Annotated in this window: 18 protein-coding genes, 1 tRNA gene and 1 rRNA gene (1 of these 20 running past the window's edge); 5 read left to right on the top strand and 15 right to left on the bottom strand. The window is 68.0% G+C overall.

Going from position 1 to position 26,081, the window contains the following annotated elements:
* Nucleotides 1–774: ribosomal RNA gene (locus BLT78_RS16995) — 16S ribosomal RNA — on the bottom strand (it extends 763 nt beyond the left edge of the window).
* A 652-nt stretch (nt 775–1,426) separates the two neighbouring features.
* Nucleotides 1,427–1,503, bottom strand: a tRNA-Arg gene (locus BLT78_RS17000).
* Nucleotides 1,504–1,753: 250 nt separating this feature from the next.
* Here BLT78_RS17000 and gabD point away from each other — a divergent pair.
* The 3 genes from gabD to BLT78_RS17015 all read left to right on the top strand — a co-directional run bounded on the left by gabD (nt 1,754) and on the right by BLT78_RS17015 (nt 5,924).
* A complete protein-coding gene (gabD, locus tag BLT78_RS17005) occupies nt 1,754–3,208 on the top strand; it encodes an NADP-dependent succinate-semialdehyde dehydrogenase (protein ID WP_090350798.1) in 1,455 nt (484 codons plus the stop codon).
* A 144-nt stretch (nt 3,209–3,352) separates the two neighbouring features.
* Nucleotides 3,353–4,633 (top strand): 4-aminobutyrate--2-oxoglutarate transaminase, encoded by a 1,281-nt coding sequence (gene gabT, locus BLT78_RS17010; protein ID WP_090350800.1) that lies wholly within the window; start codon nt 3,353–3,355, stop codon nt 4,631–4,633.
* A 220-nt stretch (nt 4,634–4,853) separates the two neighbouring features.
* Nucleotides 4,854–5,924 (top strand): FAD-dependent oxidoreductase, encoded by a 1,071-nt coding sequence (locus BLT78_RS17015; protein ID WP_090350802.1) that lies wholly within the window; start codon nt 4,854–4,856, stop codon nt 5,922–5,924.
* 6 nt (nt 5,925–5,930) lie between these two features.
* On the opposite strand, the gene siaD is transcribed toward BLT78_RS17015, so the two are convergent.
* Genes siaD through siaA form a run of 4 tightly spaced genes read right to left on the bottom strand, consistent with a single transcriptional unit; the run spans nt 5,931 to nt 9,706 of the window.
* Nucleotides 5,931–6,749 (bottom strand): biofilm regulation diguanylate cyclase SiaD, encoded by an 819-nt coding sequence (gene siaD, locus BLT78_RS17020; protein WP_090350804.1) that lies wholly within the window; start codon nt 6,747–6,749, stop codon nt 5,931–5,933.
* Between the two features lie 7 nt (nt 6,750–6,756).
* On the bottom strand, nt 6,757–7,137 hold the full coding sequence (siaC, locus tag BLT78_RS17025; RefSeq protein WP_090350806.1) for a biofilm regulation phosphoprotein SiaC: 381 nt from the start codon (nt 7,135–7,137) through the stop codon (nt 6,757–6,759).
* Between the two features lie 22 nt (nt 7,138–7,159).
* Nucleotides 7,160–7,702 (bottom strand): biofilm regulation protein kinase SiaB, encoded by a 543-nt coding sequence (gene siaB, locus BLT78_RS17030; RefSeq protein WP_090350809.1) that lies wholly within the window; start codon nt 7,700–7,702, stop codon nt 7,160–7,162.
* An 18-nt stretch (nt 7,703–7,720) separates the two neighbouring features.
* Entirely contained in the window at nt 7,721–9,706 is a 1,986-nt protein-coding gene (gene siaA / locus BLT78_RS17035; RefSeq protein ID WP_090350811.1) for a biofilm regulation protein phosphatase SiaA, read from the bottom strand.
* A 407-nt stretch (nt 9,707–10,113) separates the two neighbouring features.
* Between siaA and BLT78_RS17040 the strand changes: the two genes are divergently transcribed.
* Nucleotides 10,114–11,892, top strand: a complete 1,779-nt coding sequence (locus BLT78_RS17040) for an ABC transporter ATP-binding protein/permease (RefSeq protein ID WP_090350813.1) — start codon at nt 10,114–10,116, stop codon at nt 11,890–11,892.
* Here BLT78_RS17040 and BLT78_RS17045 read toward each other — a convergent pair.
* Together BLT78_RS17045 and BLT78_RS17050 are read right to left on the bottom strand one after the other, a co-directional pair.
* On the bottom strand, nt 11,878–12,984 hold the full coding sequence (locus tag BLT78_RS17045) for a glycoside hydrolase family 5 protein (RefSeq protein ID WP_090350815.1): 1,107 nt from the start codon (nt 12,982–12,984) through the stop codon (nt 11,878–11,880). The two genes, BLT78_RS17040 and BLT78_RS17045, sit on opposite strands and share 15 nt — an antisense overlap.
* A 113-nt stretch (nt 12,985–13,097) precedes the next feature.
* Nucleotides 13,098–14,138 carry an NADP(H)-dependent aldo-keto reductase gene (locus BLT78_RS17050; protein ID WP_090350817.1) on the bottom strand — a complete coding sequence of 347 codons (1,041 nt, stop codon included), beginning with the start codon at nt 14,136–14,138 and terminating at the stop codon, nt 13,098–13,100.
* Between the two features lie 330 nt (nt 14,139–14,468).
* Between BLT78_RS17050 and modA the strand changes: the two genes are divergently transcribed.
* Nucleotides 14,469–15,230 carry a molybdate ABC transporter substrate-binding protein gene (gene modA / locus BLT78_RS17055; protein ID WP_090350819.1) on the top strand — a complete coding sequence of 254 codons (762 nt, stop codon included), beginning with the start codon at nt 14,469–14,471 and terminating at the stop codon, nt 15,228–15,230.
* Between the two features lie 5 nt (nt 15,231–15,235).
* Here modA and BLT78_RS17060 read toward each other — a convergent pair whose 3' ends face one another.
* The 7 genes from BLT78_RS17060 to atpD all read right to left on the bottom strand — a co-directional run bounded on the left by BLT78_RS17060 (nt 15,236) and on the right by atpD (nt 26,061).
* The gene (locus tag BLT78_RS17060) at nt 15,236–18,097 is read right to left on the bottom strand and encodes a bifunctional diguanylate cyclase/phosphodiesterase (RefSeq protein WP_197673121.1); all 2,862 of its coding nucleotides are present in this window, start codon (nt 18,095–18,097) and stop codon (nt 15,236–15,238) included.
* Between the two features lie 316 nt (nt 18,098–18,413).
* Nucleotides 18,414–19,601 (bottom strand): C17 cyclopropane fatty acid synthase CfaB, encoded by a 1,188-nt coding sequence (gene cfaB, locus BLT78_RS17065; protein WP_090350821.1) that lies wholly within the window; start codon nt 19,599–19,601, stop codon nt 18,414–18,416.
* A 169-nt stretch (nt 19,602–19,770) separates the two neighbouring features.
* Nucleotides 19,771–21,606, bottom strand: coding sequence for a glutamine--fructose-6-phosphate transaminase (isomerizing) (gene glmS / locus BLT78_RS17070; RefSeq protein ID WP_090350824.1), 1,836 nt, complete (start codon nt 21,604–21,606; stop codon nt 19,771–19,773).
* Between the two features lie 12 nt (nt 21,607–21,618).
* Nucleotides 21,619–22,392 carry a DeoR/GlpR family DNA-binding transcription regulator gene (locus BLT78_RS17075; RefSeq protein WP_090350826.1) on the bottom strand — a complete coding sequence of 258 codons (774 nt, stop codon included), beginning with the start codon at nt 22,390–22,392 and terminating at the stop codon, nt 21,619–21,621.
* Between the two features lie 246 nt (nt 22,393–22,638).
* On the bottom strand, nt 22,639–24,006 hold the full coding sequence (glmU, locus tag BLT78_RS17080; RefSeq protein ID WP_090350828.1) for a bifunctional UDP-N-acetylglucosamine diphosphorylase/glucosamine-1-phosphate N-acetyltransferase GlmU: 1,368 nt from the start codon (nt 24,004–24,006) through the stop codon (nt 22,639–22,641).
* Between the two features lie 163 nt (nt 24,007–24,169).
* Entirely contained in the window at nt 24,170–24,604 is a 435-nt protein-coding gene (locus tag BLT78_RS17085) for a F0F1 ATP synthase subunit epsilon (RefSeq protein WP_090350830.1), read from the bottom strand.
* An 80-nt stretch (nt 24,605–24,684) separates the two neighbouring features.
* Nucleotides 24,685–26,061, bottom strand: a complete 1,377-nt coding sequence (gene atpD / locus BLT78_RS17090; protein ID WP_090350832.1) for a F0F1 ATP synthase subunit beta — start codon at nt 26,059–26,061, stop codon at nt 24,685–24,687.
* Nucleotides 26,062–26,081: the final 20 nt, after the last annotated feature.

The raw sequence follows: 26,081 nt of genomic DNA on the forward strand, positions 1-26,081 counted from the left end.
TGCTCCCCACGCTTTCGCACCTCAGTGTCAGTATCAGTCCAGGTGGTCGCCTTCGCCACTGGTGTTCCTTCCTATATCTACGCATTTCACCGCTACACAGGAAATTCCACCACCCTCTACCGTACTCTAGCCCAGTAGTTTTGGATGCAGTTCCCAGGTTGAGCCCGGGGCTTTCACATCCAACTTGCTGAACCACCTACGCGCGCTTTACGCCCAGTAATTCCGATTAACGCTTGCACCCTTCGTATTACCGCGGCTGCTGGCACGAAGTTAGCCGGTGCTTATTCTGTTGGTAACGTCAAAACTGCAGGGTATTAACCGGCAGCCCTTCCTCCCAACTTAAAGTGCTTTACAATCCGAAGACCTTCTTCACACACGCGGCATGGCTGGATCAGGCTTTCGCCCATTGTCCAATATTCCCCACTGCTGCCTCCCGTAGGAGTCTGGACCGTGTCTCAGTTCCAGTGTGACTGATCATCCTCTCAGACCAGTTACGGATCGTCGCCTTGGTGAGCCATTACCCCACCAACTAGCTAATCCGACCTAGGCTCATCCGATAGCGTGAGGTCCGAAGATCCCCCACTTTCTCCCGTAGGACGTATGCGGTATTAGCGTTCCTTTCGAAACGTTGTCCCCCACTATCGGGCAGATTCCTAGGCATTACTCACCCGTCCGCCGCTGAATCAGGAAGCAAGCTCCCCTCATCCGCTCGACTTGCATGTGTTAGGCCTGCCGCCAGCGTTCAATCTGAGCCATGATCAAACTCTTCAGTTCAAATCAATCCGGGTTTTGAGAAAACCCTAAACTTGGCTCAGCAATCGCAAAAAACTCTCGAATTCACGAGTGTTGCTTGTGATGCTGATAATCTTGCGATCACCAGTCTTACCCCACAAGCACCCACACGAATTGCTTGATTCAACTTGTTAAAGAGCGTTTCGGTCAGACCCAGCGGAAGCTTTCGTCTCAACCGAGGCCGCGCATTCTACAGCAGCCTTTCAACCTGTCAAGCGACTTTCGAAAATTTTCTTTTCGATTCAACCGCTTGCGCTTCAGCGAACAACCAGGCCACCGAAGCGAGGGAGATGAATCATACAGCAACCGGAGCCACTGTCAACCTCACCTCTGCGGCGCCATCCGCTTCGCGGAACAGCGCCGACAAGACCGAAGCCTTGCCACTCCCGACCACAACCTGAATACAACTCCTTGATTTTCAAGGATTTTCAGCTCACCGCCGGGAGTGGCGCGCATTATAGGGCGGCAAATCTGGGCGTCAACGCTTTTTTCATCAAGTGCCAGTTACAGCAGCGGATAGCCGCCACGAACAGCCAACCAATGAATAACTATTAAGGAAGCCAAAGGCGATCCCAGGAAGCACGGCCATGAAACAAAAAGGGCCTGCGCAACGCGCAGGCCCTTTCTTTGTATATGGCGCATCCGGCGGGATTCGAACCCACGACCCCTGCCTTCGGAGGGCAGTACTCTATCCAGCTGAGCTACGGATGCTTGTCGCCTGCTGTCGACCGAGAGGAGCGTCGCAACAGTGCGGGCGCCATCATACGCATCTTGCCCAGAGTCGTCCATGGCGCCGGATCCTGTTCGCGATCCCACACACAGCAGGGATCGACAAGGCGCATGACCTTGAAAAATTTACGATCCTCCCCGCTATCGTTGTTTTTTCTGCACACCCTATTGCGCGCGAGCTCAGTCGACCATAGGATTGTTTGACATTTCGAACATCTAGCCGGAGACCGCGATGGAACTGAAAGACCCCAGCCTGTTCCGCCAGCAGGCCTATGTGAACGGTCACTGGTGCGAAGCCGACAGCGGCGAACGCACCGACATCTTCAACCCGGCCACCGGTGAGAAGCTGGGCAGCGTGCCGAATATGGGCCGCGCGGAAACCCGCCGCGCCATCGAGGCGGCACGCCTGGCCCAGCCGGCCTGGCGCAAGCTGACCGCCAAGGAGCGCGCAGCCAAGCTGCGCAAGTGGTACGAGCTGATCCTGGCCAACCAGGAAGACCTGGCGCAAATCATGACCGCCGAGCAGGGCAAGCCGCTGGCCGAAGCCCGTGGCGAAGTGGCCTACGCCGCCTCCTTCATCGAGTGGTTCGCCGAGGAAGCCAAGCGCGCCTACGGTGACGTGATCCCGGCCCATGCCGCCGACAAGCGCATCCTGGTACAGAAGGAGCCGGTCGGCGTGACCGCGGCGATCACCCCGTGGAACTTCCCCAGCGCAATGATCACCCGCAAGGCCGGCCCGGCGCTGGCGGTGGGCTGCGCAATGGTGCTCAAGCCGGCACCGCAGACGCCCTTCTCCGCCCTGGCCCTCGCCGAGCTGGCCGAACGCGCCGGCATTCCGGCCGGCCTGCTCAGCGTGCTGCCGGCGGACGTCGCCACCAGTCGCGAGGTGGGCGCCGAGCTGTGCGAGAACCCGGTGGTGCGCAAACTGTCGTTCACCGGCTCGACCGGCGTCGGCATCAAGCTGATGGAGCAGTGCGCGCCGACCCTGAAGAAGCTGTCCCTGGAGCTGGGCGGCAACGCCCCCTTCATCGTCTTCGACGACGCCGATCTGGATGCCGCGGTCGAAGGCGCGATGATCTCCAAGTATCGCAACGCCGGGCAGACCTGCGTCTGCGCCAACCGCATCTATGTGCAGGACAAGGTCTACGACGCCTTCGCCGCCAAGCTGGCCGCCGCGGTGGCCAAGCTCAAGGTGGGCAACGGCGCCGAGGCCGGGGTAACCACCGGCCCGCTGATCGACGCCAATGCGGTGAACAAGGTGCGCCAGCATCTCGACGACGCGCTGGGCAAGGGCGCGCGGGTGATCGCCGGCGGCAACGGCCTGGGCGGCAACTTCTTCGAGCCGACTATTCTGGTCGATGTACCGACCAGCGCGCGAGTCGCCAAGGAGGAAACCTTCGGTCCGCTGGCCCCACTGTTCCGCTTCCGCGACGAGGAAGACGTGATCGCCCAGGCCAACGACACCGAGTTCGGCCTGGCCGCCTACTTCTATGCCCGCGATCTCGGCCGCGTGTTCCGCGTCGCCGATGCACTGGAGTACGGCATGGTCGGCATCAACACCGGCCTGATCTCCACCGAGGTGGCGCCGTTCGGTGGCATGAAGGCCTCCGGCCTCGGCCGCGAGGGCTCCAAGTACGGTCTCGATGAATATCTCGAGATCAAGTACCTGTGCCTCGGCGGCATCTGATTCGTACGAACTCCGGGCCACGGCCCGGGGTGGGTGAGGGCCGTGTTTTGTCGGCGACGGTCCTTCACCCTTCTTTTCCGGCCGACCTGCCGCATTGGCAGGCCGGCCCCGACCGCCGCTCCGACTGTCCTGCGTGAGAATGCCATGAGCCAGACCAACGCCTCCCTGCTGCAACGCCGCCAAGCTGCCGTCGCCCGCGGCGTCAGCCAGATCCATCCGATCGTCGCCGAGCGCGCCGAGAACGCCACCGTGTGGGACGTCGAGGGCCGCGAGTACATCGACTTCGCCGGCGGCATCGCCGTGCTCAACACCGGCCATCTGCATCCGAAGGTGGTGGCCGCCGTGCAGGAGCAGCTGACCAAGCTGACCCACACCTGCTTCCAGGTGCTGGCCTACGAACCCTACATCGCCCTGTGCGAGGAAATCGCCAAGCGCGTCCCCGGTGACTTCGCCAAGAAGACCCTGCTGGTCACCACCGGCTCCGAGGCCGTCGAGAACGCGGTGAAGATCGCTCGCGCCGCCACCGGCCGCGCCGGGGTGATCGCCTTCACCGGCGCCTACCACGGCCGCACCATGATGACCCTGTCGCTGACCGGCAAGGTGGTGCCCTACTCCGCCGGCATGGGCCTGATGCCGGGCGGCGTGTTCCGCGCCCTGGCGCCGTGCGAACTGCACGGCATCAGCGAGGACGACGCCATCGCCAGCATCGAGCGCATCTTCAAGAACGATGCCCAGCCGCAGGACATCGCCGCGATCATCATCGAGCCGGTACAGGGCGAAGGCGGCTTCTACGTCAACTCCAAGCCGTTCATGCAGCGCCTGCGCGCCCTGTGCGACCAGCACGGCATCCTGCTGATCTGCGACGAGGTGCAGACCGGCGCCGGCCGTACCGGCACCTTCTTCGCCACCGAGCAGCTGGGCATCGTCCCGGACCTGACCACCTTCGCCAAGTCGGTCGGCGGCGGCTTCCCGATCGCCGGCGTGTGCGGCAAGGCGGAAATCATGGACGCCATCGCCCCCGGCGGCCTCGGCGGCACCTACGCCGGCAGCCCGATCGCCTGCGCCGCGGCCCTGGCCGTGCTCGAAGTGTTCAAGGAAGAGAACCTGCTGGAGCGCAGCCAGGCCGTCGGCGAGCGCCTGAAGGCCGGCCTGCGCGAGATCCAGGCCAAGCACAAGGTCATCGGTGACGTGCGCGGCCTGGGCTCGATGGTCGCCATCGAACTGTTCGAGGACGGCGACGTGCACCAGCCGGCCGCCGAACTGGTCGGCAAGATCGTCGCCCGCGCCCGCGACAAGGGCCTGATCCTGCTGTCCTGCGGCACCTACTACAACGTGATCCGCTTCCTGATGCCGATCACCATCCCGGACGCCCAGCTGGACCAGGGCCTGGCGATCCTCGCCGAGTGCTTCGACGAACTGGCCTGATCCGCCATCGGGCCGGCACTCCAGCCGGCCCACCTATGCAACGCCAAGCCCGCGACCTCGTTCGCGGGCTTGGCGTTTCTGCGTGCAGGCCAGCGCAACGGTCGACGGCTGTGCTACAACTGGCGCCAGCCGGACAGGGCGTCGCCGCCACGAGCCGGCATCGATTCGTCGCAAGGAGCCGCACCGATGACCGTTTCCCCCCTCGCCCGCCGAGGCGCCGATGCCCAATCCTGATCTGCTGCTGGTCGGCGCCGGACACAGCCACCTCGGCGTGCTGCGGCGCTGGGCGCGCGGCGAACGGCCGCCGGGGCGCCTGCTGCTGCTCAGCGACTCGCCGCACGCCTGGTACGCCGGCCGGGTGCCGGCCCTGCTCGCCGGCCGGCTGCGCGCGAGCGACTGCCGCATCGACCTCGCGCCACTGTGCCGCGCCGCCGGCGTCGAGCTGCTGCAGGGGACGGTGACAGCGCTGGACGCCGACCGTCGCGAACTGCAACTGGCCGACGGCAGCCGCCTGCAGGCCGGCTGGCTGTCCCTCGACGTCGGCGCCGCACCACCGCTGCCGCAGCAGCACGGCGCGGGCATGCAGGTGGTGGCGGTGAAGCCGTTCGCCGGCTTGCTCGAATGCTGGCGGCAGTGGCAGGCGGATCCGCAGCCACTGGCCTTGGTCGGTGGCGGCGTCGCCGGTGTCGAACTGGCCCTGGCGCTGGCCGGCCAGGTGCCGCAACTCAGTCTGTTCAGCGCCGGGCCGTTGCTCGACGGCCATTCGCCAGGGCTGCGCATGCGCGCCCACGGCCTGCTGCGCCAGCTCGGCGTGCACTGCCGCGAGCACTGCCCGATCAGCCACATCGACGGCGACACCCTGTACAGCGAGGCCGGCGCCGTCTGGCACGGCCCGCGCCTGCTGCTGGCCAGCGGCAACCAACCGCTGCCCTGGCTGGCGGACAGTGGCCTGGCCTGCGCCGAGGATGGTTTCATCGAGGTCGACGCCACCCTGCAGAGCCGCAGCCACCCGCGGATCTTCGCCAGCGGCGACTGCGCCAGTCTGACCGGCGCCGAGCGCAATGCCTGGCAGGCCATGCGTCAGGCGCCCCGCCTGGCCGCCAACCTCGCCGCGAGCCTGCAGCAGCGCCCCCTGCAACGCTACCGGGCGCCGCGCCAGTCGCTGCTGCTGCTCACCACCGGCGATGGCGGGGCGCTGCTCGACTGGCGCGGCTGGTCCGCCGGCGGTCGCCTGTGCGGCTGGTGGCGCGAGCAGCGCGATCGCCAGTTCATGCTGCGCCACCAACTCTGAGCCGGCTCAGGCCTCCTGCGCCGCGAACTCTCCCTCGGCGAGCGGCGCCAGCACGCAGCGATCGCGGCCACTGCGCTTGGCCACCAGCAGGGCCGCGTCGGCACGATTGAGCACCTGCGAATAGCCCTCCCCCGGCCGGCACTCGGCCACCCCGAGGCTGACGGTGAGCGTCACCTCCGCCTCGCCGTGCAGTACCCGCAGGTTGCGCACCGCCGCACGCAGGCGTTCGATCAGCGGACTCACCTCGACCAGCGCCGTCTCGGTGAGCAGCAGCAGGAACTCCTCGCCGCCCCAGCGTCCGCACAGGTCGCAACCGCGCACGCTGTCCTGCAGGGTGCGGGCGATCTGGCTCAGCGCGTGGTCGCCGACGTCATGCCCCCAGCGGTCGTTGATCTGCTTGAAGTAATCGACGTCGACCATCGCCAGCACGAACGGCCGGCCGCTGCGCTGGCTACGCAGCTCCTCTTCGCGCAAGCGCTCCATCAACATGCGCCGGTTGGCCAGGCCGGTGAGCACGTCGCGCTGCGAGGCATCGCGCAACGCCTGATTGAGATCGCGCAGCATGTCCTGGTAGCGGTCGGAGATGCGCGCCACCTTCTCCAGCTGGCGCAGCTGACGATGGTAGCGCTCGGACAGCGACAGGTTCTGCTCGCGCGCCAACGCTTGGTAGCCGTCGGAAATGCGCGCGATGCGCTCGAGCCGCGACAGCTGCTCGAGGTTCTGCTGCTGCAGGCGCGCCAGCGCCTCGCGCAGCGGGTGACCATAGTAGGCCGGATCGCTCAGCAGGCTTTCCACCAGCTGGTCCAGCTCACGCTCGCCGCTCATGGCGCGCTCACTCGCCAAACGGCAGGATGGCGAAGGGGAAACTGCAGTCCTCGCGGAACTCCTCGGCCAGCTCGGCGACCCTCTCGTTGCGGCTGTCGTAGTGCCAGCTGACACTGACCGGCAGGCCGTCGCGGTGGGCCTCCTCGAGCAGGTCGAAGATGTCCATCAGCGCCTTGATCGAGCTGGTGTTGAGGTACAGCAGGCGCAGCTCCAGCGCCAGCGGCCGGGACTCCTCGCGCAGGAAGCGCTCGACCCAGTCGATCACCTGGCCGAACAGTTCGAAGGAATTTTCCGGATAGGAGTCGCCCTGCATGGCCAGCACGCCGGCTGCCCAGTCGCCGCGGATGGTCGGCGTGGACTGGGTACCGGGAATGTTCAGTTCAGTCATGATGGTACTCGTGCAAAGTGGTTCAGATCACGGCGCGCAGGCTGAAGAAGGCGCGCCCGTCGGCTTGTTCCTTGAGGCTGGCGAGCAGCGGCGCGCTCGACTTGCGGGCGATATCGAGCAGGCCGAGACCAGCGCCGCTGGCCCGCTCGTCGCTGCGCGGCTTGCGCAGCTGCTCCTTGTAGGCCGCCTTGAGCTGGACCTTGTCCAGCCCGGCGAGGCCCTCGACCCAGTCGACCAGCTGGCGGCCGTCCTCGACTTCCACCAGGTTGCCGGCCGCCACCACGTAGCGACCCTCGTCGTCGCGGGAAATCGACACCGTGGCCGCCGCGTCCTGCTCGGGATAGTTCATCCGCGTGGCGTAGTGACGGATGTTCTGGGTCATCTCGATGTACACGGCGAACACGTCCATCGCCGCCGAGGGCTGCGCCTGTTCGGCGGCCAGGTAGTTGCGCAGGGCGTTGCCGATCTCCTCGATCAGGCTGCGCGAGATCGGCCCGTTGAAGCAGAGCATGATGCGCTGGCGATTGTAGTGCTCGCGCATCGCCAGCAGGTCGTAGTTATCCATCGGCACTCCTGTATCCAGCTAGTCGAAACGAAAGGACAGCACGGTGATGTCGTCGAGCTGCGGCCGCTCGCCGCGGTAGGCGGCCAGGCGGGCGACGAAGCGCTCGGCCTGCTCGGCCAGCGGCCGCCGCGCGTGGCTGCGCAGCAGGTCGCCGAAGCGCCGGTTGCCGAAACCGAACCCCAGCTCGCCGCCGGTCTGATCGAGGAAACCGTCGGTGCACAGGTAGAAGGTCCAGCCCGGCTCCAGCTCGATGTCGAGATCGGCGTATTCGCCGCGGCGCTTGTCGGCCAGGGCGCGACGCCCGCCCTTGTACTCGCGCACCTCGACGCCGTCACTGGCGAACAGGGCGATGCGCGCGCCGGCGAAGCGCAGACGACGACTGGCTTGGTCGAACCAGACCAGGCCGGCATCCATGTTGGTGGCCAGCGCTCCCTGCTGCTCGCCCAGCATGCCACGGACAGTGGCGTCGGTCTCGTGCAGGATCGCCGCAGGGTCGCTGGCCCCGGCCACGCCGATCGCATGGTCGATCGCGGCGCGCGCCAGCATGGTCATCAGCGCGCCCGGCACGCCGTGGCCGGCACAGTCGACCACGCCGAGCAGGCAGCCGCCGGCACCCTCGCGGTACAGGTAGAAGTCGCCGCCAACCACATCGCGCGGCAGCCACAACGCGTGCTGGCGCTCGCCGAGCGCCGCGGCCAGCTCGCGGTCGGGGAGGATGGCGCGCTGGATCAGGCTGGCGTAGTCGATGGAGTCGTCGATCTGCTTGTGCGCGGCGGCCATCTCGCGGTTGGCGCGCTCCAGTGCCTCGGTGCGCTCGCGCACCTTGCCCTCCAGTTCGCTGGTGTGCCGGCGTACCTGCTCGGCCATGCTGGCGAAGGCCGCCGACAGCTCGCCGATCTCGTCGCGGCGCGGCGGCGGCAAACGGGTGGCGTAATCGCCGGCGGCGATGGCCTTGGCGGTCTGCTGCAGGCTGCGCAGCGGCAGCAGCAGCAGGCGATCCACCACGTAGGCGAACCCCAGCAGCAGGCTGCCGAGCAGCGCGGCGAGGGTGCCGACCAGCGGCCACAGCCAGCGCTCGTCGAGCACCCGCGCGGCGTGCAGATCGATGGCGGTGAGCAGGTGCCAGCGCAGTGGCGCGATGTAGCTGAGCGCCAGCAGCTGCTCGCGGCCGTCCAGCCGCGCACGCAGGATCTGCACGCCGTCGCTGGCGATCTCGGCGCGGCGCATAGCGGCCTGCAGCGCCTCGGGCGCAGCGGGCTCGGCGAGCAGGTCGAAGACCCGTGAGCCGCTGCCGCCGCCGGTGACCCCGGAGTTGTAGGCGATGCGCGCCGGATCCGGGTGCGCCTGGATGGCACCGTCGGCGGCGAGGATCATCGGCGTCACGCCGGGCTCGCGGGACACCACGAACTGCTCGAGGAAGGCGCTGAGGTCCATGCCGGTACCGGCCAGGCCGAGCACGCGACCACCGTCGCGCACCAGCATGTTGATCCAGACCTTGGTGACCCTGAGCTTCTCATCGACGTTAACGTTGAGGTTGAGGTCGGCGCTGCCGCGGATGCTGGCGAAGAACCAGGCGTCCGCGGGATCGGCGGGGTCGAGCCGGTAGCGCGGCCGCTCACTGACCGGCTGGCTGGCGTCGTTGAAGTAGTAGTGCCGCGAGTCGGCGGGAATGACGAACCAGGAGTGGTCGCGGAAGTCGCGCTGGTAGCCGGCGGCTTCGGCGAAGAACTGCCCACGGCGCTCGGCATCGTCCTCGGCCTGCAGCCAGCGGCGGGTCAGCTCGGCGTCGGCGAAGCGCCGCGCCAGCGCCAGCTCGCGCGTCAGCGGGGCGAGGATGCGCTCGCGCTGCAGCAGGGTGAAGTTGCGCGCATAGGCCTCGCCGAAATGCTCGCGAATCTCGTCCATGGCGCGCCAGCCGAGCCAGGCCGCCGGAATCAGCGCCACCGCACACGCCAGCAGCAAGGCCAGTACCGACTTGCTGCGCAGCCCCCAACTCACCGCCATCCCAAACTCCCTGTCGCGTGGCCGCCGCTGGCCCCATGGCAAGCCGGCATTGTGCTATGCCGCCGAATTGACCGGCAACAGGAGCGTTGACCGAGGGCGCTGCCGCGCGCCGGCACCGGGCCCCGGCTGGCGGGCGACAAACCGCGGGCCAGAGCCATCACGCTCGTGCCGGCCGGGGCCGGACGTGTCAGTGGCGCCCCTCCTATACTGCTGTAAAGGACGTGCAGTGACCGCCGTAGCGACGAGCTGCCAGACCCTCACCCGCCGTGACGGCACTGGTGCCCTGTGCGCCAGCGCGTCCCTGCCCTTCCCCCGTAGCAGACGAGGTCAGCATGCACCTGCCGACGACAGACATCGGTGCTTCCCCCTCGGACTCGCGCGCCAGCCTCGCGCCGGGGGCATGAGGCATGGCGCCCGGCCCATCGCAACTCTCCACCATCGCCTGGCTGAGCGGGCAACTGTGGCCGGTGATCTGCGCCTACTGGCGCAGCGGCCACAAGTGGCGGGTACGTGGCGCCGTGCTGCTGCTGATCCTGCTCACCGAGGCGCAGGTCGGCCTGGCGATCTGGCTGAGCTACTGGAACCGCGAGCTGTTCGACGCCCTCGAGGCGCGTTCGCTGAGCGCCCTGCTGCTGCAGGTCAGCACCTTCGTAGTGATCTTCGTGCTGACCATGCTGGTCACCGCCGTGCACCTGCACGTCAAGCGCTGGCTGCAGCTGGACTGGCGGCGCTGGCTGACCCGGCGCCTGCTCAACCAGTGGCTGCCGCATGCCCACCACTACCAGCTGCAGTTCACCAGCGGCGAGCATGACAACCCCGACGGGCGCATCGCCGAGGACATCCGCATCGCCACCGAGACGGCGGTCGGTCTGGCGCTGTCGCTGCTCTATTCGCTGCTGATCCTCGGCAGCTTCATCGACATCCTGCTCAGCGTCTCCGGCAGCGCGCAGCTGCCCGGCAGCGACCTGGTGGTGCCCGGCTACCTGGTGCTGCTGGCCTTCCTCTACGCCGGCGCCGGCACCGCCTTCGGCCTGCTGCTCGGCCGCCCGCTGGTCAACGCCACCAACCGCCTGCAGGCGATGGAGGCCAACCTGCGCTTCGGCCTGGCGCGGGCGCGGGAGAACGCCGAGTCGATCGCCCTGATGCACGGCGAAGGCATCGAACAGCAGCAGGCGGCGCGACTGTTCGCCGACGTCGGGCGCGGCTGGAACCGGCAGACCCTCGGCTACCTCGGCATCGTCGCCTTCTCCACCGGCTACGGCACCCTGCTGCCGGTGTTCCCGCTGCTGGCCGCCGCGCCGCAGTACATCGCCGGGACCATGACCCTCGGCATCCTGATGCAGGCGGCGCAGGCCTTCCAGCGCCTGACCTCGGCACTGTCCTGGCCGATCGACAACCTCGGCGAGCTGGCCAGGTGCCGCGCTTCGGCCGACCGCGTGGCCAGCCTGTACCACGACCTGCGCGAGCTCGAGGAGCTCGCCAGCGCGCCGGTCGAGCACCGCATCGACCGCCATCCCGGCAGCGGCGACGAACTGGTGCTGCGCGATCTCAGCCTGGCCGGGCCGGACGGGCGCGTGCTGGTCGAGCACCTCGACGAGGTCTTCCGGCGCGGCGAACGGGTGCTGATCGACGGCGACGCCAGCGCCGCCAGCAGCCTGTTCAAGGCGGTGGCCGGACTGTGGCCGTGGGGCAGCGGTGAGATCCTCCTGCCCGCCAACGAGGACATCATGTTCCTGCCGCAGCGGCCGTTCCTGCCGGACGGCAGCCTGCAGGCGGTGCTCAACTATCCGCATCCTCCAGGGCATTTCCCCGTCGCCGCCCTCGAGCATGCGTTGCACTGCGCCGGCCTGGACTGGCTAGCGCCGCGCCTGAACGACAGTGACCGCTGGGACACCGTGCTGCCACTGCGCGCTCAGCAGCGCCTAGGCATCGCCCGCCTGCTGCTGCAGCGCCCGGCCTGGGTGTTCATCGAGGAAGGCACCGACGCCTTCGACCCGCGCACCGAGGATTGCATGACCGGCATCCTGCAGCGCGAGCTGCTCGATTCCACGCTGCTCACGGTCAGCCTGCACGGCAGCCTGGAGCGCTACTTCACCCGCCGCCTGAGCCTCGCACGGGTGCCCGAGGAACGCTACCTGGCCTGCGCCGAGCAGGCGCCGGTTCCCTGCGCGCTACGCAAAGCGTGACGGCAGCCAGCCGCGCTCCACGCATTCGCGCAAGCTCCAGGCCGGAGTGGTCTCGGTCTTGTAGTTCCAGAAGAACCAGCCCCGATACTTCTCGAAGGTGGCCAGCTGCGCGGCGGCATAGCCACGGTAGGCGACCGCCTCCTGGAAGGCGTCCATGTGTTCGAGGGCATGGTTGAACGGCCCTTCGGCCCACAGCGACACCACCTTGAGGTCCAGGCCGAGGCTCCACTCGCCGCAGAAGGTCGGCAGGCCCAGCTCGGTGATGATGGCGTCGGCCTCCGCCTTCCACTCGCCGGCGGCCTTGCGCAGGTGGCCGTAGATGTCCATGTCGATGTCGCCGCGCTCGAAGCACTGGTAGCGGTGGATGTCGAACATCACGTTGCGGTACTCCGCACCCTGCATGAAGCCCAGGTACTCGCGGAAATCACGGAAGCCGTCGTGGAACACCACCGCGACGCGCTCGGCCGGGCAGTGCCGGCGGATGCGCGCGTAGGCGGCCAGGTAGTAGGCCTTCAGGTAGGCGGTGGGCACGTCCCAGCGCGGCTCGTTGAGCACCTCGATGGCGTGCAGCGCCGGATGCTCGCGGTAGCGTTCGGCCAGGCGCTCCAGCACGTTCAGCGAATGCTCGAGGTACTCGGGCCGGGTGTGCCACTCGCAGACGTCCTTGATGCCGCCGTTGTCGAAGCCGTTCTGGCAGCCCGGCGCGGCGTGCAGGTCGAGCACCACGTGCAGGCCGAACTCCGCGGCCCAGGCCATGGCGCGGTCGAGCACGGCGATGCCGCCCTCGACGAAGGGATAGCGGTGGGCGCCGTAGCTGCGGTGGTGCGGGTAGTCCGGACCGAAGATCCAATGGCCCAGCGGGATGCGCACCGCATTGAGGCCGCGCTCGGCGAGCCAGGCGAAGTCCGCGCGGGTGATGAAGCTGTCCCAGTGGCGGCGCAACCGCGCGCCGGCCGCCGGGCCCAGCTCGGCGCACCAGGTGGTCTCGTCGGTGGCGGCCAGCCCGGCGAACAGGCTCGGCACCATCCACTTCTCCAGCACCAGCCAGCTGCCCAGGTTGACCCCGCGCAGCTTCAGGTCAGCGTTGCTCATCGTCGCCCTCCTCGTTCCGTGGCCGTGCGACTCAAGCTAGCAGATCCGCGCCGGCAGCGAGCCTGCAGCGGCGACATCCGTGTCGTCTGGCCGGCTCAGCCGGACCGGACGCCTCAGGGCGCCGGGTTGGGCTGCTCGGTGTGGATCCGCTCGATGCCGGCGAGCAGTTCCGCGCTGAGCGGCAGGTCGAGGCTGGCGATGTTGCTGTCCAGCTGCTCCAGCGTGGTGGCGCCGATGATGTTGCTGGTCACGAACGGCCGGCTGGTGACATAGGCCAGCGCCAGCTGCGCCGGATCGACACCGTGCTCGCGGGCCAGGGCGACATAGGCGCTGGCGGCGCGGCGGGCGCGCGGGTTGTTGTAGCGCTGGAAGCGCTCGAACAGGGTCAGCCGGGCATTGGCCGGCCGGGCGCCGTCCTCGTACTTGCCGGAGAGCAGGCCGAAGGCCAGCGGCGAGTAGGCCAGGAGGCCGACCTGCTCGCGAATGGCCATCTCCGCCAGGCCCACCTCGAAGCTGCGGTTGAGAAGGTTGTAGGGGTTCTGGATCGACACCGCCCGCGGCCAGCCGCGGCTCTCGGCCAGCTGCAGGAAGCGGTGCAGGCCCCAGGGCGTCTCGTTGGACAGACCGATGTGACGGATCTTGCCGTCCTGCACCAGCTCGGCGAGCACCTCCAGCGACTCCTCGATGGGGGTGATGTGGGCAGCCGGATCGTGCTGGTAGCCGAGTTGACCGAAGTAGTTGGTCTGCCGGTCCGGCCAGTGCAGCTGGTAGAGGTCGATGTAGTCGGTCTGCAGGCGGCGCAGACTGCCGTCCACCGCGGCGATCAGGTTGGCGCGGTCGTGGTGCGGACGACCGCCGCGGATGTGGCTGATGCCGTTGCCCGGCGCCGCCGCCTTGCTGGCGATGATCCACTGGTCGCGACCGCCGTGACGCCTGAGGTAGTTGCCGATCACCGTCTCGGTGGCGCCGCAGGTTTCCGCCCGCGGCGGCACCGGGTACATCTCGGCGGTATCGATGAAGTTGATCCCGGCGGCGCCGGCACGCTCGATCTGCGCGAAGCCCTCGGCCTCGCTGTTCTGCTCGCCCCAGGTCATGCTGCCGAGCGCCAGCGCGCTGACGCGGATGTCGGTCTTGCCCAGTGAACGGTAAAGCATCGCAAACTCCTCTCGATGGCAGGCCAGGTCGGCAAGGGTACTACCAAACGGCGCCGCGGATGAGCGCCGGCCGCCCAGGCGCAGCCGCGTGGCGTTGTAGACAAGGCTACACAGGCGCTCGTCGTTATAGTGTCTGCTACACAGCCAGGCAGACCGTCAGCCGCCCCGGGCAGACCGGCAGAGCATTGCTCGGCAATGACTCAGTGTCATGACGCGGCGACTGGCAATCTTTTTGCTGATACACCAGCGCAGCGCGATCGCTCTGCCAGCCGAGGCCAGCACGACAGAATCGCACCGCCCCTCGCCCCCGACCGCCCCATGGAGACCGTCATGTCCAATCCCCTGCCACGCCTGCTCGGCCCCCTGCTGCTCGCCCTGGCGCCCTTCGGCCTCGCCCACGCCGGCGAGGTACAGGTGGCGGTGGCCGCCAACTTCGCCGCGCCGATGGAGGCGCTGGCCAGGGACTTCGCGCAGAGCAGCGGCCACCAGGCCAAGCTGGCGTTCGGCGCCACCGGCAAGTTCTACGCGCAGATCAGCCACGGGGCGCCCTTCGAGGTCTTCCTCAGCGCCGACAGCAAGACGCCGGCCAGGCTGGCCGGCGAAGGCTACGCCGTCGCCGGCAGCCAGTTCACCTACGCCACCGGCCAACTGGTGCTGTGGTCGGCCCGGGCGGACCTGGTGGATGGCGAAGGCGCCGTGCTCCGGCAGGGCCGCTTCGCCCACCTGGCCATCGCCAACCCGAACACCGCGCCCTACGGTGCCGCCGCGCTGCAAACCCTGCAGGCCCTCGACCTGCAAGACGCGCTCAAGGGCAAGCTGGTGCAGGGCGAAAGCATCGCCCAGGCCCATCAGTTCGTCGCCAGCGGCAACGCCGAGCTGGGCTTCGTCGCCCTGTCGCAGGTCTACCAGGACGGCAGGATCACCGCTGGCTCGGCCTGGCAGGTGCCGGCGCGGCTGCACGCCCCGCTCACCCAGGACGCCGTGCTGCTCAAGGCTGGCGCCAGCAACCCGGCGGCGCGGGAGCTGCTCGACTACCTGCGGACGCCGCAGGCCAGAACCGTGATCGCCCGCTACGGCTACGTCGTGGACTGAGGCGATCAGCCGGCCGCGGCGGCCTCGGGCGGCTCGAGCGGAGCGGCCGGCCGCGCCTGCAGGTGTTCGGCGACGAAGGCGTCGAAGTCGAACGGCGCCATGGGGCGACCGAACAGGTAGCCCTGCACCTCGTCGCAGCCCAGGCGCTCCAGCTCGGCGAGCTGAGCGACGCCCTCCACCCCCTCGGCGATGGTGCGCATGCCCAGGCTCTTGGTCATGCGGATGATCGCCCGCACGATGGTCTGGTCGTGGCCGTCCTGGTTGATATGGCGGACGAAGGACTGGTCGATCTTCAGCTTGTGCACCTCGAACTGCTTCAGGTAGCTCAGCGAGGAGTAGCCGGTGCCGAAGTCGTCGATGGCCAGCAGCACGCCCAGCGCGCGCAGGCGGCGCACCACGGCGATGGCCGCCGCCGGATCGTGCATCGCCACGCTCTCGGTCAGCTCCAGCTCCAGGCAGTGTGCCGGCAGGCCGCTTTCCGCCAGCACCTCAGCGACCAGCTCGACCAGTCCGGGGTGGCGGAACTGCGCCAGCGACAGGTTGACCGATACCGTCATCCCCGGCGGATAGCCCTGCTCCAGCCAGGCCTTCATCTGCCGTACCGCGCCGCGCAGCACCCACTCGCCGAGCGCGACTATCTGGCCGCTGCCCTCGGCGATGGGGATGAATTCGGCCGGGCTGATCGGCCCCAGCTGCGGATGGGTCCAGCGCAGCAGCGCCTCGGCACCGACCAGACGCAGCTGGCCGAGCGCCACCTGGGCCTGGAAGCACAGGTGCAGCTCGCCGTTGGCCTGCGCCCGGCGCAGGGCGCTTTCCAGCTGCAGGATGCGCGCCGACTGGCGCTGCATCTCGGCGGTGAAGAAGCGGTAGCCGTTGCGCTCCTCCTGCTTGACGCGATGCATGGCGATATCAGCGCGCTGGGCCAGGGTGTCGAAGTCGTGGCCATCCTCGGGGAACACGGCGATGCCGATCGAGGCGGTGACCACCAGGCTGTGCTCGCGTACCTGGCAGGGCGCGGCGATCAGCGCCCGCAGGCGCTCGGCGGCATGCGCCGCCTCCTTGGCGCCGGCGTAGGGCAGCACCAGCACGAACTCGTCGCCGCCCTGGCGCGACAGGGTGTCGCCGTCGCGCAGCGCACCCTTGAGGCGCTGGGCGATCTCGACCAGCAGCGCATCGCCATTGCGATAGCCGAGCGAGTCGTTGATGTGCTTGAAGTGATCGAGGCCCAGATACAGCACCGCCAGCGGCTGGCCGCTGCGCTCGGCGAGGCCCAGCGCCTGCTCGAAGCGTGCGGCGAACAGCTTGCGGTTGGGCAGATCGGTCAGCGCATCGAAGTGCGCCAGACGCTCGATACGCTGCTCGTCCAGCTTGCGCTGGGTGATGTCCTCCTTGATCGCCAGGTACTGCACCGGCTGGCCGGCGGCGTCCAGCACCGGCGAGATCAGCACCGCCTCGATGTACTCGCTGCCGTCCTTGCGCCGGTTGACGAACTCGCCGCGCCAGGAGTGGCCGCCGAGCAGGTGCTGCCACATGTCGGCGTACACCGCCGGCGGGGTCTTGCCCGAGCCCAGCAGGCGCGGATTGCGGCCGAGGGCCTCCTCCAGGCTGTAGCCGGTGCTGCGGGTGAACGCCTGGTTGGCGTAGACGATGCGCGACTCGAGGTCGGTGATCAGGATGGTGCTCGGGCTCTGCTCCACCGCCTGACTCAGCCGGCGCAGCATGGCCTGATCCTGGGTGCGCGCGGTGATGTCGCGCGACAGCATGACGAATCGCGGCGCGACACCGGCCTCGGCCGGCATGGCCGACACCGACAGCTCGAACCAGCGCGGACCGTCGGCCAGCGGGATGCACACCTGACGGCCGGCGCAATGGCCCTGCAGGCGGGCATCATGCAGTGCCGCCAGGCACACCTGCGCCGCCTCGGCCGGCAGCGCCTCGTGCAGGGTACGGCCGAGCAACTGGTTGCGGCTGGCGACCAGCAGCTCGGGACTCGGTGCATGCACCTGCAGGTAGCGGCCGTCGCCGTCGAGCTCGAACAGCAGGTCGGGAATCGCGTCGAGGATCGCCTGGGAATGGCGGCGGGTGGTGCTGAGGGCACGATAGGGGGCGGTGATCATCTCGACGAACACCGCCCGGTAGAGCAGCAGGTAGGCCAGTACCTTGTACAGGTGACCGAGCAGATTGAACAGGTCGGTGGCCGAGGCGTAGAGGGTGAAGAACACCTCGCTGAAGATCATCGCCGCCACCGCGCCGAGCAGCAGCGCGACGTTGCAACCGCTGGGCTGGCGCAGACGACGCAGCAGCACCGCGAGGGTCAGCAGGTGCACGCCGATCACACCGTACTCGGCGCCGAGCTTGAAGGCGGTGAGGCCCTGGCCGGGGACGAAGGTGGCCGGCAGCCAGTGCGGATGATAGAGGAATACCCAGTGCGCCAGCGCCACCAGCAGGAGGACACAGGACAGCGGCACGAAACGGCTGGCGCGCGGGCGCGGCACCGGCTCGCCGGCCACCGGCGGCCAGGGCAGCCAGACCGCCACCAGCAGAGCGGCGGCGGCCACGTAGCGGGCCACCAGCCAGAAGTGGATGGCCTTCTCCACCCCGCTGGGCGTGACGTAGTCGGGCATGCCGCGGTACGACAGCATGTGGGAGAAGTCCAGCAGGGCCACGCCGAGGAAGGCGCAGGAGAGGAACAGCACGTTGCGCTGCGGATGCAGGCTGTGGGTGTTCCAGCCAACGGCGAACACCAGGATCGCCACCGCGATGGCAGTGGTTTCCAGCAGCATGTGCCAGGCCAGGTACTCCCCCACCGGCGGCACCGCCGTGGCGATCCGGCCGATCAGCAGCAAACCGGCCAGCAGGCCCAGCACGACCGCCAGGGGCAGGCGGAGTGAATCCCGGTGTTGCGGATGAACCCACTGCAAACCCAATCGCACGCCTGGTGCCCCTTTTCTTGCCGGTTTCGTTTGTCGTTATCGCTGCGGAGCGATCCGGCACCAACCTGGCAGGACCCCGAGCACTTTTGCGAGCGGCGAATGTGCCTGTCCGCACCGCGCGCGTCAACGATTGGTCAACCAAGGTCTGAAGGTGCGAAAGCAGCCCGCCACCGGCGAGAATGAGCCGTTTTTTTGACGCCTGTTAGTCATGCGTTGACCGCTGCAGGGCGGGGGCACATGCCCCCGCGCATCAGGGCCGGTACAGGTCGGCGCGACTCCAGGGCAGATCGTGGGAGCCATCGGCACGCGGGCGCACGGCGAGGATCTGGTGCAGGTTGATCCATTCGCGCTCGAAGCCGTAGGCGCAGCCGGCGAGGTACAGGCGCCAGATGCGCAGTGCCCGCTCGGGCACCAGCTGGCGCGCCTCGTCGAGACGCTGCTCGAGGCGCTCGCTCCAGAAGTGCAGGGTACGCGCGTAGTGCAGGCGCAGGCTCTCCACGTCGACCACCTCCAGCCCGGCCTCGCTCATCCCCGCCACCGCGGTGGCCAGGTGCGGCAGTTCGCCATGGGGGAACACGTAGCGGTCGATGAACTCGCCGCCTCCCCGTCCGACCGGGCGGCCGTCGGTGTGCTTGGCGGTGATGCCGTGGTTCAGCACCAGACCACCGGGCTTCACCGCCCGGGACAGGGTGGCGAAGTACAGCGGCAGGTTGGCATGGCCGACATGCTCGAACATGCCGACGCTCACCACCTTGTCGAAACGGCCGTCGGCCGGCAGATCGCGGTAGTCGAGGTAGTCCAGCCGCACGCGGTCCTGCAGGCCCTCGGCGGCCACCCGCTCGCGCGCCAGCCTGAGCTGCTCGCGGCTGAGGGTGATGCCGTAGACCTCGACGCCGAACTCGCGCGCGGCGAAGCGTGCCAGCCCGCCCCAGCCGCAGCCGACGTCGAGCAGGCGCTCGCCGGGCTCGAGACGCAGCTTGCGGCACAGATGGCGCAGCTTGGCCTGCTGGGCGGTGTCGAGGTCCTCGCTGCCTGTTGCGTAGTAGGCGCAGGAATAGACCATGTCACGGTCCAGCCACAGCCGGTAGAAGTCGTTGGACAGGTCGTAGTGGTAGTGGATGTCCTCGGCGTCGGTGGCCTTGTCGTGGGCCGGGCGGCTAGGCGCGCAGGCACTGTCGGCGCCCAGCAGCGCGGTACTCAGCTCGTCGGCCAGCCGGATCACCGCCCGGATGGGGCCCTGGATGTCCATCGCGCCCTCGACGTAGGCGCTGCCCAGCAGGTCGAGGCTGGGCTGGCCGAGACCGAGCAGCAGCTTGGGATCGCGCACCACCAGGGTCACCTCGGGCTCGGGGCCGAGATCCAGTTGAAAACCGTCCCACAGTCGCACCCGCAACGGCAGTTGCAGACTGCGCAGGGCCGACGGAAGCAGCGCCAGCATGTCCTATCCCCCGTTCGATGGAAGCCTTTCCAAGGGTAGACCAGTCTCGGCGGGTTGGCGGAACCGCCCGGGACAAATGTTCCACGTGGAACACATTGCGACGCGCGGGCCATGAACGCCGATGCCCGGCAAGGCCGGGCATCGGGGTAACGCATGCAGCTGCGAGGATTTACTCGACGGTCACGCTCTTGGCCAGGTTGCGCGGCTGGTCGACGTCGGTGCCCTTGAGCACGGCGACGTGGTAGGACAGCAGCTGCAGCGGGATGGTGTAGAGGATCGGCGCCAGCAGGTCGTGGATGTGCGGCATGGCCACCACGTGGGTGCCCTCGCCGTTGCCCATCCCCGCCTGGCGGTCGGCGAAGACGATCAGTTCGCCACCGCGGGCGCGCACTTCCTGCAGGTTGGACTTGAGCTTCTCCAGCAGCTCGTTGTTCGGCGCCACGGTGACCACCGGCATGTCGCTGTCGACCAGCGCCAGCGGGCCGTGCTTGAGCTCGCCGGCCGGATAGGCCTCGGCGTGGATGTAGGAGATCTCCTTGAGCTTGAGCGCGCCCTCCATGGCCACCGGATACTGGGCGCCGCGGCCGAGGAACAGGGTGTGGTGCTTCTCGGCGAACAGCGCCGACACCTGCTCCACGGTGCGGTCCATGGCCAGGGCGTCCTGCAGGTTGCCCGGCAGGCCGCGCAGCGCGGAAACCAGCTCGGCCTCGACGCCGGCGGTCAGGCTGCCCCTGACCTGACCGAGCGCCAGGGTCAGCAGCAGCAGGCCGACCAGCTGGGTGGTGAACGCCTTGGTCGAAGCCACTCCGATCTCCGGGCCGGCATTGGTCAGCAGCACCAGGTCGGATTCGCGCACCAGCGAGCTGGTGCCGACGTTGCAGATCGCCAGGCTGGCCAGATAGCCGAGCTGCTTGGCGTTGCGCAGCGCGGCCAGGGTGTCGGCGGTCTCGCCGGACTGGGAGATGGTGACGAACAGCGAGTCGGGTTGCACCGCGACCTTGCGGTAGCGGAACTCGCTGGCCACCTCGACCTGGCAGGGCAGTCCGGTCAGCTCCTCCAGCCAGTAACGGGCGACCATGCCGGCGTGGTAGCTGGTGCCGCAGGCGACGATCTGCACGTTGCGCACCTTGGCGAACAGCTCGGCGGCCTGCGGACCGAAGGCCTGCACCATGACATGATCGCTGCCCAGGCGGCCTTCCAGGGTGCGTTGCACCACCTTGGGCTGCTCGTGGATTTCCTTGAGCATGTAGTGACGGTACTCGCCCTTCTCCGCCGCCTCGGCACCTTCGTGGAACTGCACGGTCTCGCGCTGTACCGCGCCGCCCGCGGCGTCCCAGATCTGCACGCGATCCTGGCGGATCTCGGCGATGTCGCCCTCCTCCAGGTAGACGAAGCGATCGGTGACCTGGCGCAGCGCCAGCGGGTCGGAGGCGAGGAAGTTCTCGCCCAGGCCCAGACCGATCACCAGCGGGCTGCCACTGCGCGCGGCGAGGATGCGGTCCGGCTGCGCGGCCGAGATCACCGCCAGACCGTAGGCGCCGTGCAGCTCCTTGACCGCGGCCTTGAGCGCATCGCCAAGGTCCGGCAGGGTCTTCAGGGTATGGTGCAGCAGATGGACGATGGTCTCGGTGTCGGTCTGCGAGCTGAACACGTAGCCGAGGCCCTGCAGGCGCTCGCGCAGCTGTTCGTGGTTCTCGATGATGCCGTTGTGCACCACTGCCAGCTCCTCGCCGGAGAAGTGCGGGTGGGCGTTGGCCTCGCTGGGCACGCCGTGGGTGGCCCAGCGGGTATGCGCGATGCCCAGGCGGCCGAGCAGCGGCTCCTCGGCCAGCGCCTGCTCCAGCGCGGCAACCTTGCCGATGCGCCGGCTGCGGCGCAGCTGGCCATCATTGGTGTAGAGCGCCACCCCGGCACTGTCGTAGCCGCGGTATTCCAGGCGCTTGAGGCCTTCGATGAGGATGGCGGCGACATTGCGCTCGGCAACGGCTCCTACGATTCCGCACATGGGCAAATCTCCTTAGCTGGGCTCGACGGCGGCACACACCAGTTTGATGCCGCGCGCCAGGATCTGTTCGCGCGCCCCGCTGTCGAGGCGCTCGTCGGTAATCAGGGTGTGGATGCTGCTCCACGGCAGCTCCAGATTGGGCATGCGCCGGCCGACCTTGTCGGCCTCGGCCATGACGATCACCTCGCGCGCCACCTCGGCCATCACCCGCGACAGGCCGAGCAGCTCGTTGAAGGTGGTGGTGCCACGCGCCTGGTCGATGCCGTCGGCACCGATGAACAGCTGGTCGAAGTCGTAGGAGCGCAGCACCTGCTCGGCGACCTGGCCCTGGAACGATTCGGAGTGCGGGTCCCAGGTGCCACCGGTCATCAGCAGCACCGGCTCATTCTCCAGCTCGCGCAGGGCGTTGGCCACCTCCAGCGAGTTGGTCATCACCACCAGGCCGGCGGTGCGGCCCAGTTCGGGGATCAGCGCGGCGGTAGTACTGCCGCTGTCGATGATGATCCGCGCATGCTCGCGGATGCAGGCGGCGGCGGCACGGGCGATCGCCTGCTTGTACGGCGACACCGCCTGCGCCGGCTCGGCGACCAGCTCATGGGGCACCGGCACCGCGCCGCCGTAGCGGCGCAGCAGCAGACCGTTGCTCTCCAGCGCGGCGAGATCCTTGCGGATGGTCACTTCCGAGGTTTCGAAACTGCGGGCCAAGGCCTCGACGTGCACTTCACCCTGCTCGGCGAGCAGGGCGAGGATGGCGTGGCGCCGCTGCGGCGTATTGCGCTTGGACATGCAGAAGTTTCGATTCGAAAGTTTCAGGGAGCGAATCAAAACCCAGCAGGCCACGGCAGTCAAGTGTCGGCGGACGAAACCATCCACAGGCAGGACGCCGGTGGGCAAAACCGGCTGTGGACAACGCACACCAAGCATTATCCACAGCGCGCCCCATCCCCGGACGGCAACGCCCTGTGGAAAACCGCAGCATGCAGTTGTCCACAGCGCGTGGGCAGAACGTCATCCACATTCCGCCGGCGGGGTTCAGGCCTTGGGCTTCTTCACCGGTCGCTGCCAGCCGTCGATGTTGCGCTGGCGCGCGCGACCGACGGCCAGCGCCGCCGCCGGTACCTCGCTGGTGATCACCGAGCCGGCAGCGGTGGTGGCGCCGGCGCCGATGGTCAGCGGCGCCACCAGCGAATTGTTGGTGCCGATGAAGGCATCCTCGCCGATCACCGTGCGGTGCTTGTTGGCGCCGTCGTAGTTGCAGGTGATGGTGCCGGCGCCGATGTTGCTCGCCGCACCGATCTCGGCGTCGCCCAGATAGGCCAGGTGGCCGGCCTTGGCGCCCGCGCCCAGCACGGCGTTCTTCAGCTCGACGAAGTTGCCGACGTGGGCGCCGGCGCCCAGCACGCTGCCCGGACGTAGACGGGCGAACGGCCCGCAGTCGGCGCCCTCGCCCAGCTCGGCGCCGTCCAGGTGGCTGTTGGCCTTGACCACCGCGCCGCGGCGCAGTGTGCTGTTGCGGATCACGCAGTTGGCGCCGATCTCGACCCCGTCCTCGATGACCACCCGGCCCTCGAGGATCACGTTGACGTCGATCAGTACATCGCGGCCGACCGTCACCTCGCCGCGCACATCGAAGCGCGCCGGGTCGAGCAGGGTCACGCCCTGGGCCATCAGCCGCCGCGCGGCACGCTGCTGGTAGTGGCGCTCGAGCTGGGAGAGCTGCAGGCGGTCGTTGGCACCCTGCACCTCCATGGCGTCCTCCGGCTGCGCGGTGGCCACCGTCAGGCCGTCGGCCACCGCCATGGCGATCACGTCGGTCAGGTAGTACTCGCCCTGGGCGTTGTCGCTGGACAGCCGGCCCATCCAGTCGGCCATGCGCGCCGCCGGCATGGCGAGGATGCCGGTGTTGCCCTCGCGGATGGCGCGCTGCGCGGCCGTCGCGTCCTTCTGCTCGACGATGGCGGTGACCCGGCCGTCGGCGTCGCGGATGATCCGCCCGTAACCGGTCGGGTCCTCGAGCAGCACGGTGAGCAGCGCCAGCTGCGCCGGGCCGGCGTGAGCCAGCAGGCGTTGCAGGGTCGGCGCCTCGATCAGCGGCACGTCGCCGTACAGCACCAGCACCTGTTCGGCCTGGATGAACGGCAGCGCCTGGGCCACCGCGTGGCCGGTACCCAGCTGTTGCTCCTGCAGCACGAAGTTCAGATCGTCGGCTGCCAGGCGCTCGCGCACCGCTTCGGCGCCATGACCGATCACCACGTGGATGCGCTGCGGCTGCAGCGCCCGCGCGGTGTCGATGACGTGGCCGAGCATCGGTTTGCCAGCCACCGGGTGCAGCACCTTGGGCAGCGCCGAGCGCATGCGGGTGCCCTGACCGGCGGCGAGAATGACGATTTCCAGACTCATGGGTGTACTTCCCTATGCGGCCCCAGACCCGGGCTGGAGCGGAATGGACAGAAACAGGTGGACGGTCGCGCAGGCATGCCGCAGTGCCGCCGAAAATAAAAAAAGGGGATAGCCAAGGCTACCCCCCTTTGTCGTGAACCTGATGACCGGACCGCGAGGCGGCTCAGTGCATCGGACCACCGTACTTCTTGCGCAGTTCCTGAATGGTCCGCAGCTGCGCGGCAGCTTCGGCCAGACGGGCGGAGGCGGTCGAGTAGTCGAACTCGGCGCCCTTCTCGCTGAGGGCCTTCTCGGCAGCCTTCTGGGCTTCGATGGCGGCGGCCTCGTCGAGGTCGGCTGCGCGGATCGCGGTATCGGCCAGGACCTTCACCATGTTCGGCTGCACTTCCAGGAAGCCGCCAGAGATGTAGAAGACTTCCTGCTCGCCACCCTGCTTGATCACTCGCACCGGACCCGGCTTGAGATCGGTCAGCAGCGGCGCGTGGCCCATCAGGATACCCAGATCGCCCTGGTTACCGTGAGCAACGACCATTTCCACCAGGCCCGAGAACAGCTGTTCTTCTGCGCTGACGATGTCGCAGTGGACTGTCATAGCCATATTCATGCCTCGGTTGACAGGTCAGGCGGGGAGCGGACCCCCCGCACCGCCCTGATTGTGCCCGCGAACGGGCACGCCAGTTACAGTTTCTTGGCCTTCTCGATGGCTTCGTCGATGCTGCCGACCATGTAGAACGCCTGCTCCGGCAGGTGGTCGTAGTCGCCATTGAGGATGCCGGAGAAGCCGCGGATGGTTTCCTTCAGCGGCACGTACTTGCCCGGCGAACCGGTGAACACTTCGGCCACGAAGAACGGCTGGGACAGGAAGCGCTGGATCTTACGGGCGCGGGACACCAGCTGCTTGTCGGCTTCGGACAGTTCGTCCATGCCGAGGATCGCGATGATGTCCTTCAGCTCCTTGTAGCGCTGCAGCACGTACTGCACGCCGCGGGCGGTGTCGTAGTGCTCCTGGCCGATCACCAGCGGATCCAGCTGGCGGGAGGTGGAGTCCAGCGGATCGACGGCCGGGTAGATACCCAGGGAGGCGATGTCACGGGACAGTACCACGGTGGCGTCGAGGTGGGCGAAGGTGGTCGCCGGGCTCGGGTCGGTCAGGTCGTCCGCGGGAACGTAGACGGCCTGCACCGAGGTGATCGAGCCGTTCTTGGTGGAGGTGATGCGCTCCTGCAGAACGCCCATTTCCTCGGCCAGGGTCGGCTGGTAACCCACCGCGGACGGCATACGGCCCAGCAGCGCGGACACTTCGGTACCGGCCAGGGTGTAGCGGTAGATGTTGTCGACGAACAGCAGAACGTCGCGGCCTTCGTCACGGAACTTCTCGGCCATGGTCAGGCCGGTCAGGGCGACGCGCAGACGGTTGCCCGGCGGCTCGTTCATCTGGCCGTAGACCAGGGCGACCTTGTCCAGAACGTTGGAGTCCTTCATCTCGTGATAGAAGTCGTTACCTTCACGAGTACGCTCACCCACGCCGGCGAACACGGAGTAACCGCTGTGCTCCATGGCGATGTTGCGGATCAGCTCCATCATGTTCACGGTCTTGCCCACGCCGGCGCCGCCGAACAGGCCGACCTTGCCGCCCTTGGCGAACGGGCAGACCAGGTCGATCACCTTGATGCCGGTTTCCAGCAGCTCGTTGCCGCCAGCCTGCTCGGCATAGGACGGGGCAGCGCGGTGGATGGTCCAGCGCTCTTCCTCACCGATGGGGCCCGCTTCGTCGATCGGGTTGCCCAGCACGTCCATGATGCGGCCCAGGGTGGCCTTGCCGACCGGCACGGCGATGCCGGCGCCGGTGTTGCTCACGCTCAGGCCACGCTTGAGGCCTTCGGTGGAACCCATCGCAATGGAACGAACCACGCCGTCGCCCAGCTGCTGCTGGACTTCCAGGGTGGTGGCCGCGCCTTCTACCTTCAGCGCGTCATAGACGTTCGGCACCTGATCGCGCGGGAATTCCACGTCGATAACGGCGCCGATGATTTGAACGATACGTCCGCTACTCATATCTGGTTCCTCTGAATATT

This window comes from Pseudomonas oryzae (assembly GCF_900104805.1).
GTDB lineage: Bacteria > Pseudomonadota > Gammaproteobacteria > Pseudomonadales > Pseudomonadaceae > Geopseudomonas > Geopseudomonas oryzae.

Bases quoted from the DNA above. Each gene is read 5' to 3' on its own strand.
- siaD (WP_090350804.1), bottom strand. From the start codon at position 6,749: ATGAGCGGCGAGCGTGAGCTGGACCAGCTGGTGGAAAGCCTGCTGAGC.
- glmS (WP_090350824.1), bottom strand. From the start codon at position 21,606: ATGTGCGGAATCGTAGGAGCCGTTGCCGAGCGCAATGTCGCCGCCATC.
- BLT78_RS17040 (WP_090350813.1), top strand. From the start codon at position 10,114: ATGGCGCCCGGCCCATCGCAACTCTCCACCATCGCCTGGCTGAGCGGG.
- BLT78_RS17045 (WP_090350815.1), bottom strand. From the start codon at position 12,984: ATGAGCAACGCTGACCTGAAGCTGCGCGGGGTCAACCTGGGCAGCTGG.
- BLT78_RS17075 (WP_090350826.1), bottom strand. From the start codon at position 22,392: ATGTCCAAGCGCAATACGCCGCAGCGGCGCCACGCCATCCTCGCCCTG.
- atpD (WP_090350832.1), bottom strand. From the start codon at position 26,061: ATGAGTAGCGGACGTATCGTTCAAATCATCGGCGCCGTTATCGACGTG.
- gabD (WP_090350798.1), top strand. From the start codon at position 1,754: ATGGAACTGAAAGACCCCAGCCTGTTCCGCCAGCAGGCCTATGTGAAC.
- BLT78_RS17050 (WP_090350817.1), bottom strand. From the start codon at position 14,138: ATGCTTTACCGTTCACTGGGCAAGACCGACATCCGCGTCAGCGCGCTG.
- cfaB (WP_090350821.1), bottom strand. From the start codon at position 19,601: ATGCTGGCGCTGCTTCCGTCGGCCCTGCGCAGTCTGCAACTGCCGTTG.
- siaB (WP_090350809.1), bottom strand. From the start codon at position 7,702: ATGGATAACTACGACCTGCTGGCGATGCGCGAGCACTACAATCGCCAG.
- glmU (WP_090350828.1), bottom strand. From the start codon at position 24,006: ATGAGTCTGGAAATCGTCATTCTCGCCGCCGGTCAGGGCACCCGCATG.
- modA (WP_090350819.1), top strand. From the start codon at position 14,469: ATGTCCAATCCCCTGCCACGCCTGCTCGGCCCCCTGCTGCTCGCCCTG.
- siaC (WP_090350806.1), bottom strand. From the start codon at position 7,137: ATGACTGAACTGAACATTCCCGGTACCCAGTCCACGCCGACCATCCGC.
- siaA (WP_090350811.1), bottom strand. From the start codon at position 9,706: ATGGCGGTGAGTTGGGGGCTGCGCAGCAAGTCGGTACTGGCCTTGCTG.
- BLT78_RS17085 (WP_090350830.1), bottom strand. From the start codon at position 24,604: ATGGCTATGACAGTCCACTGCGACATCGTCAGCGCAGAAGAACAGCTG.
- gabT (WP_090350800.1), top strand. From the start codon at position 3,353: ATGAGCCAGACCAACGCCTCCCTGCTGCAACGCCGCCAAGCTGCCGTC.
- BLT78_RS17015 (WP_090350802.1), top strand. From the start codon at position 4,854: ATGCCCAATCCTGATCTGCTGCTGGTCGGCGCCGGACACAGCCACCTC.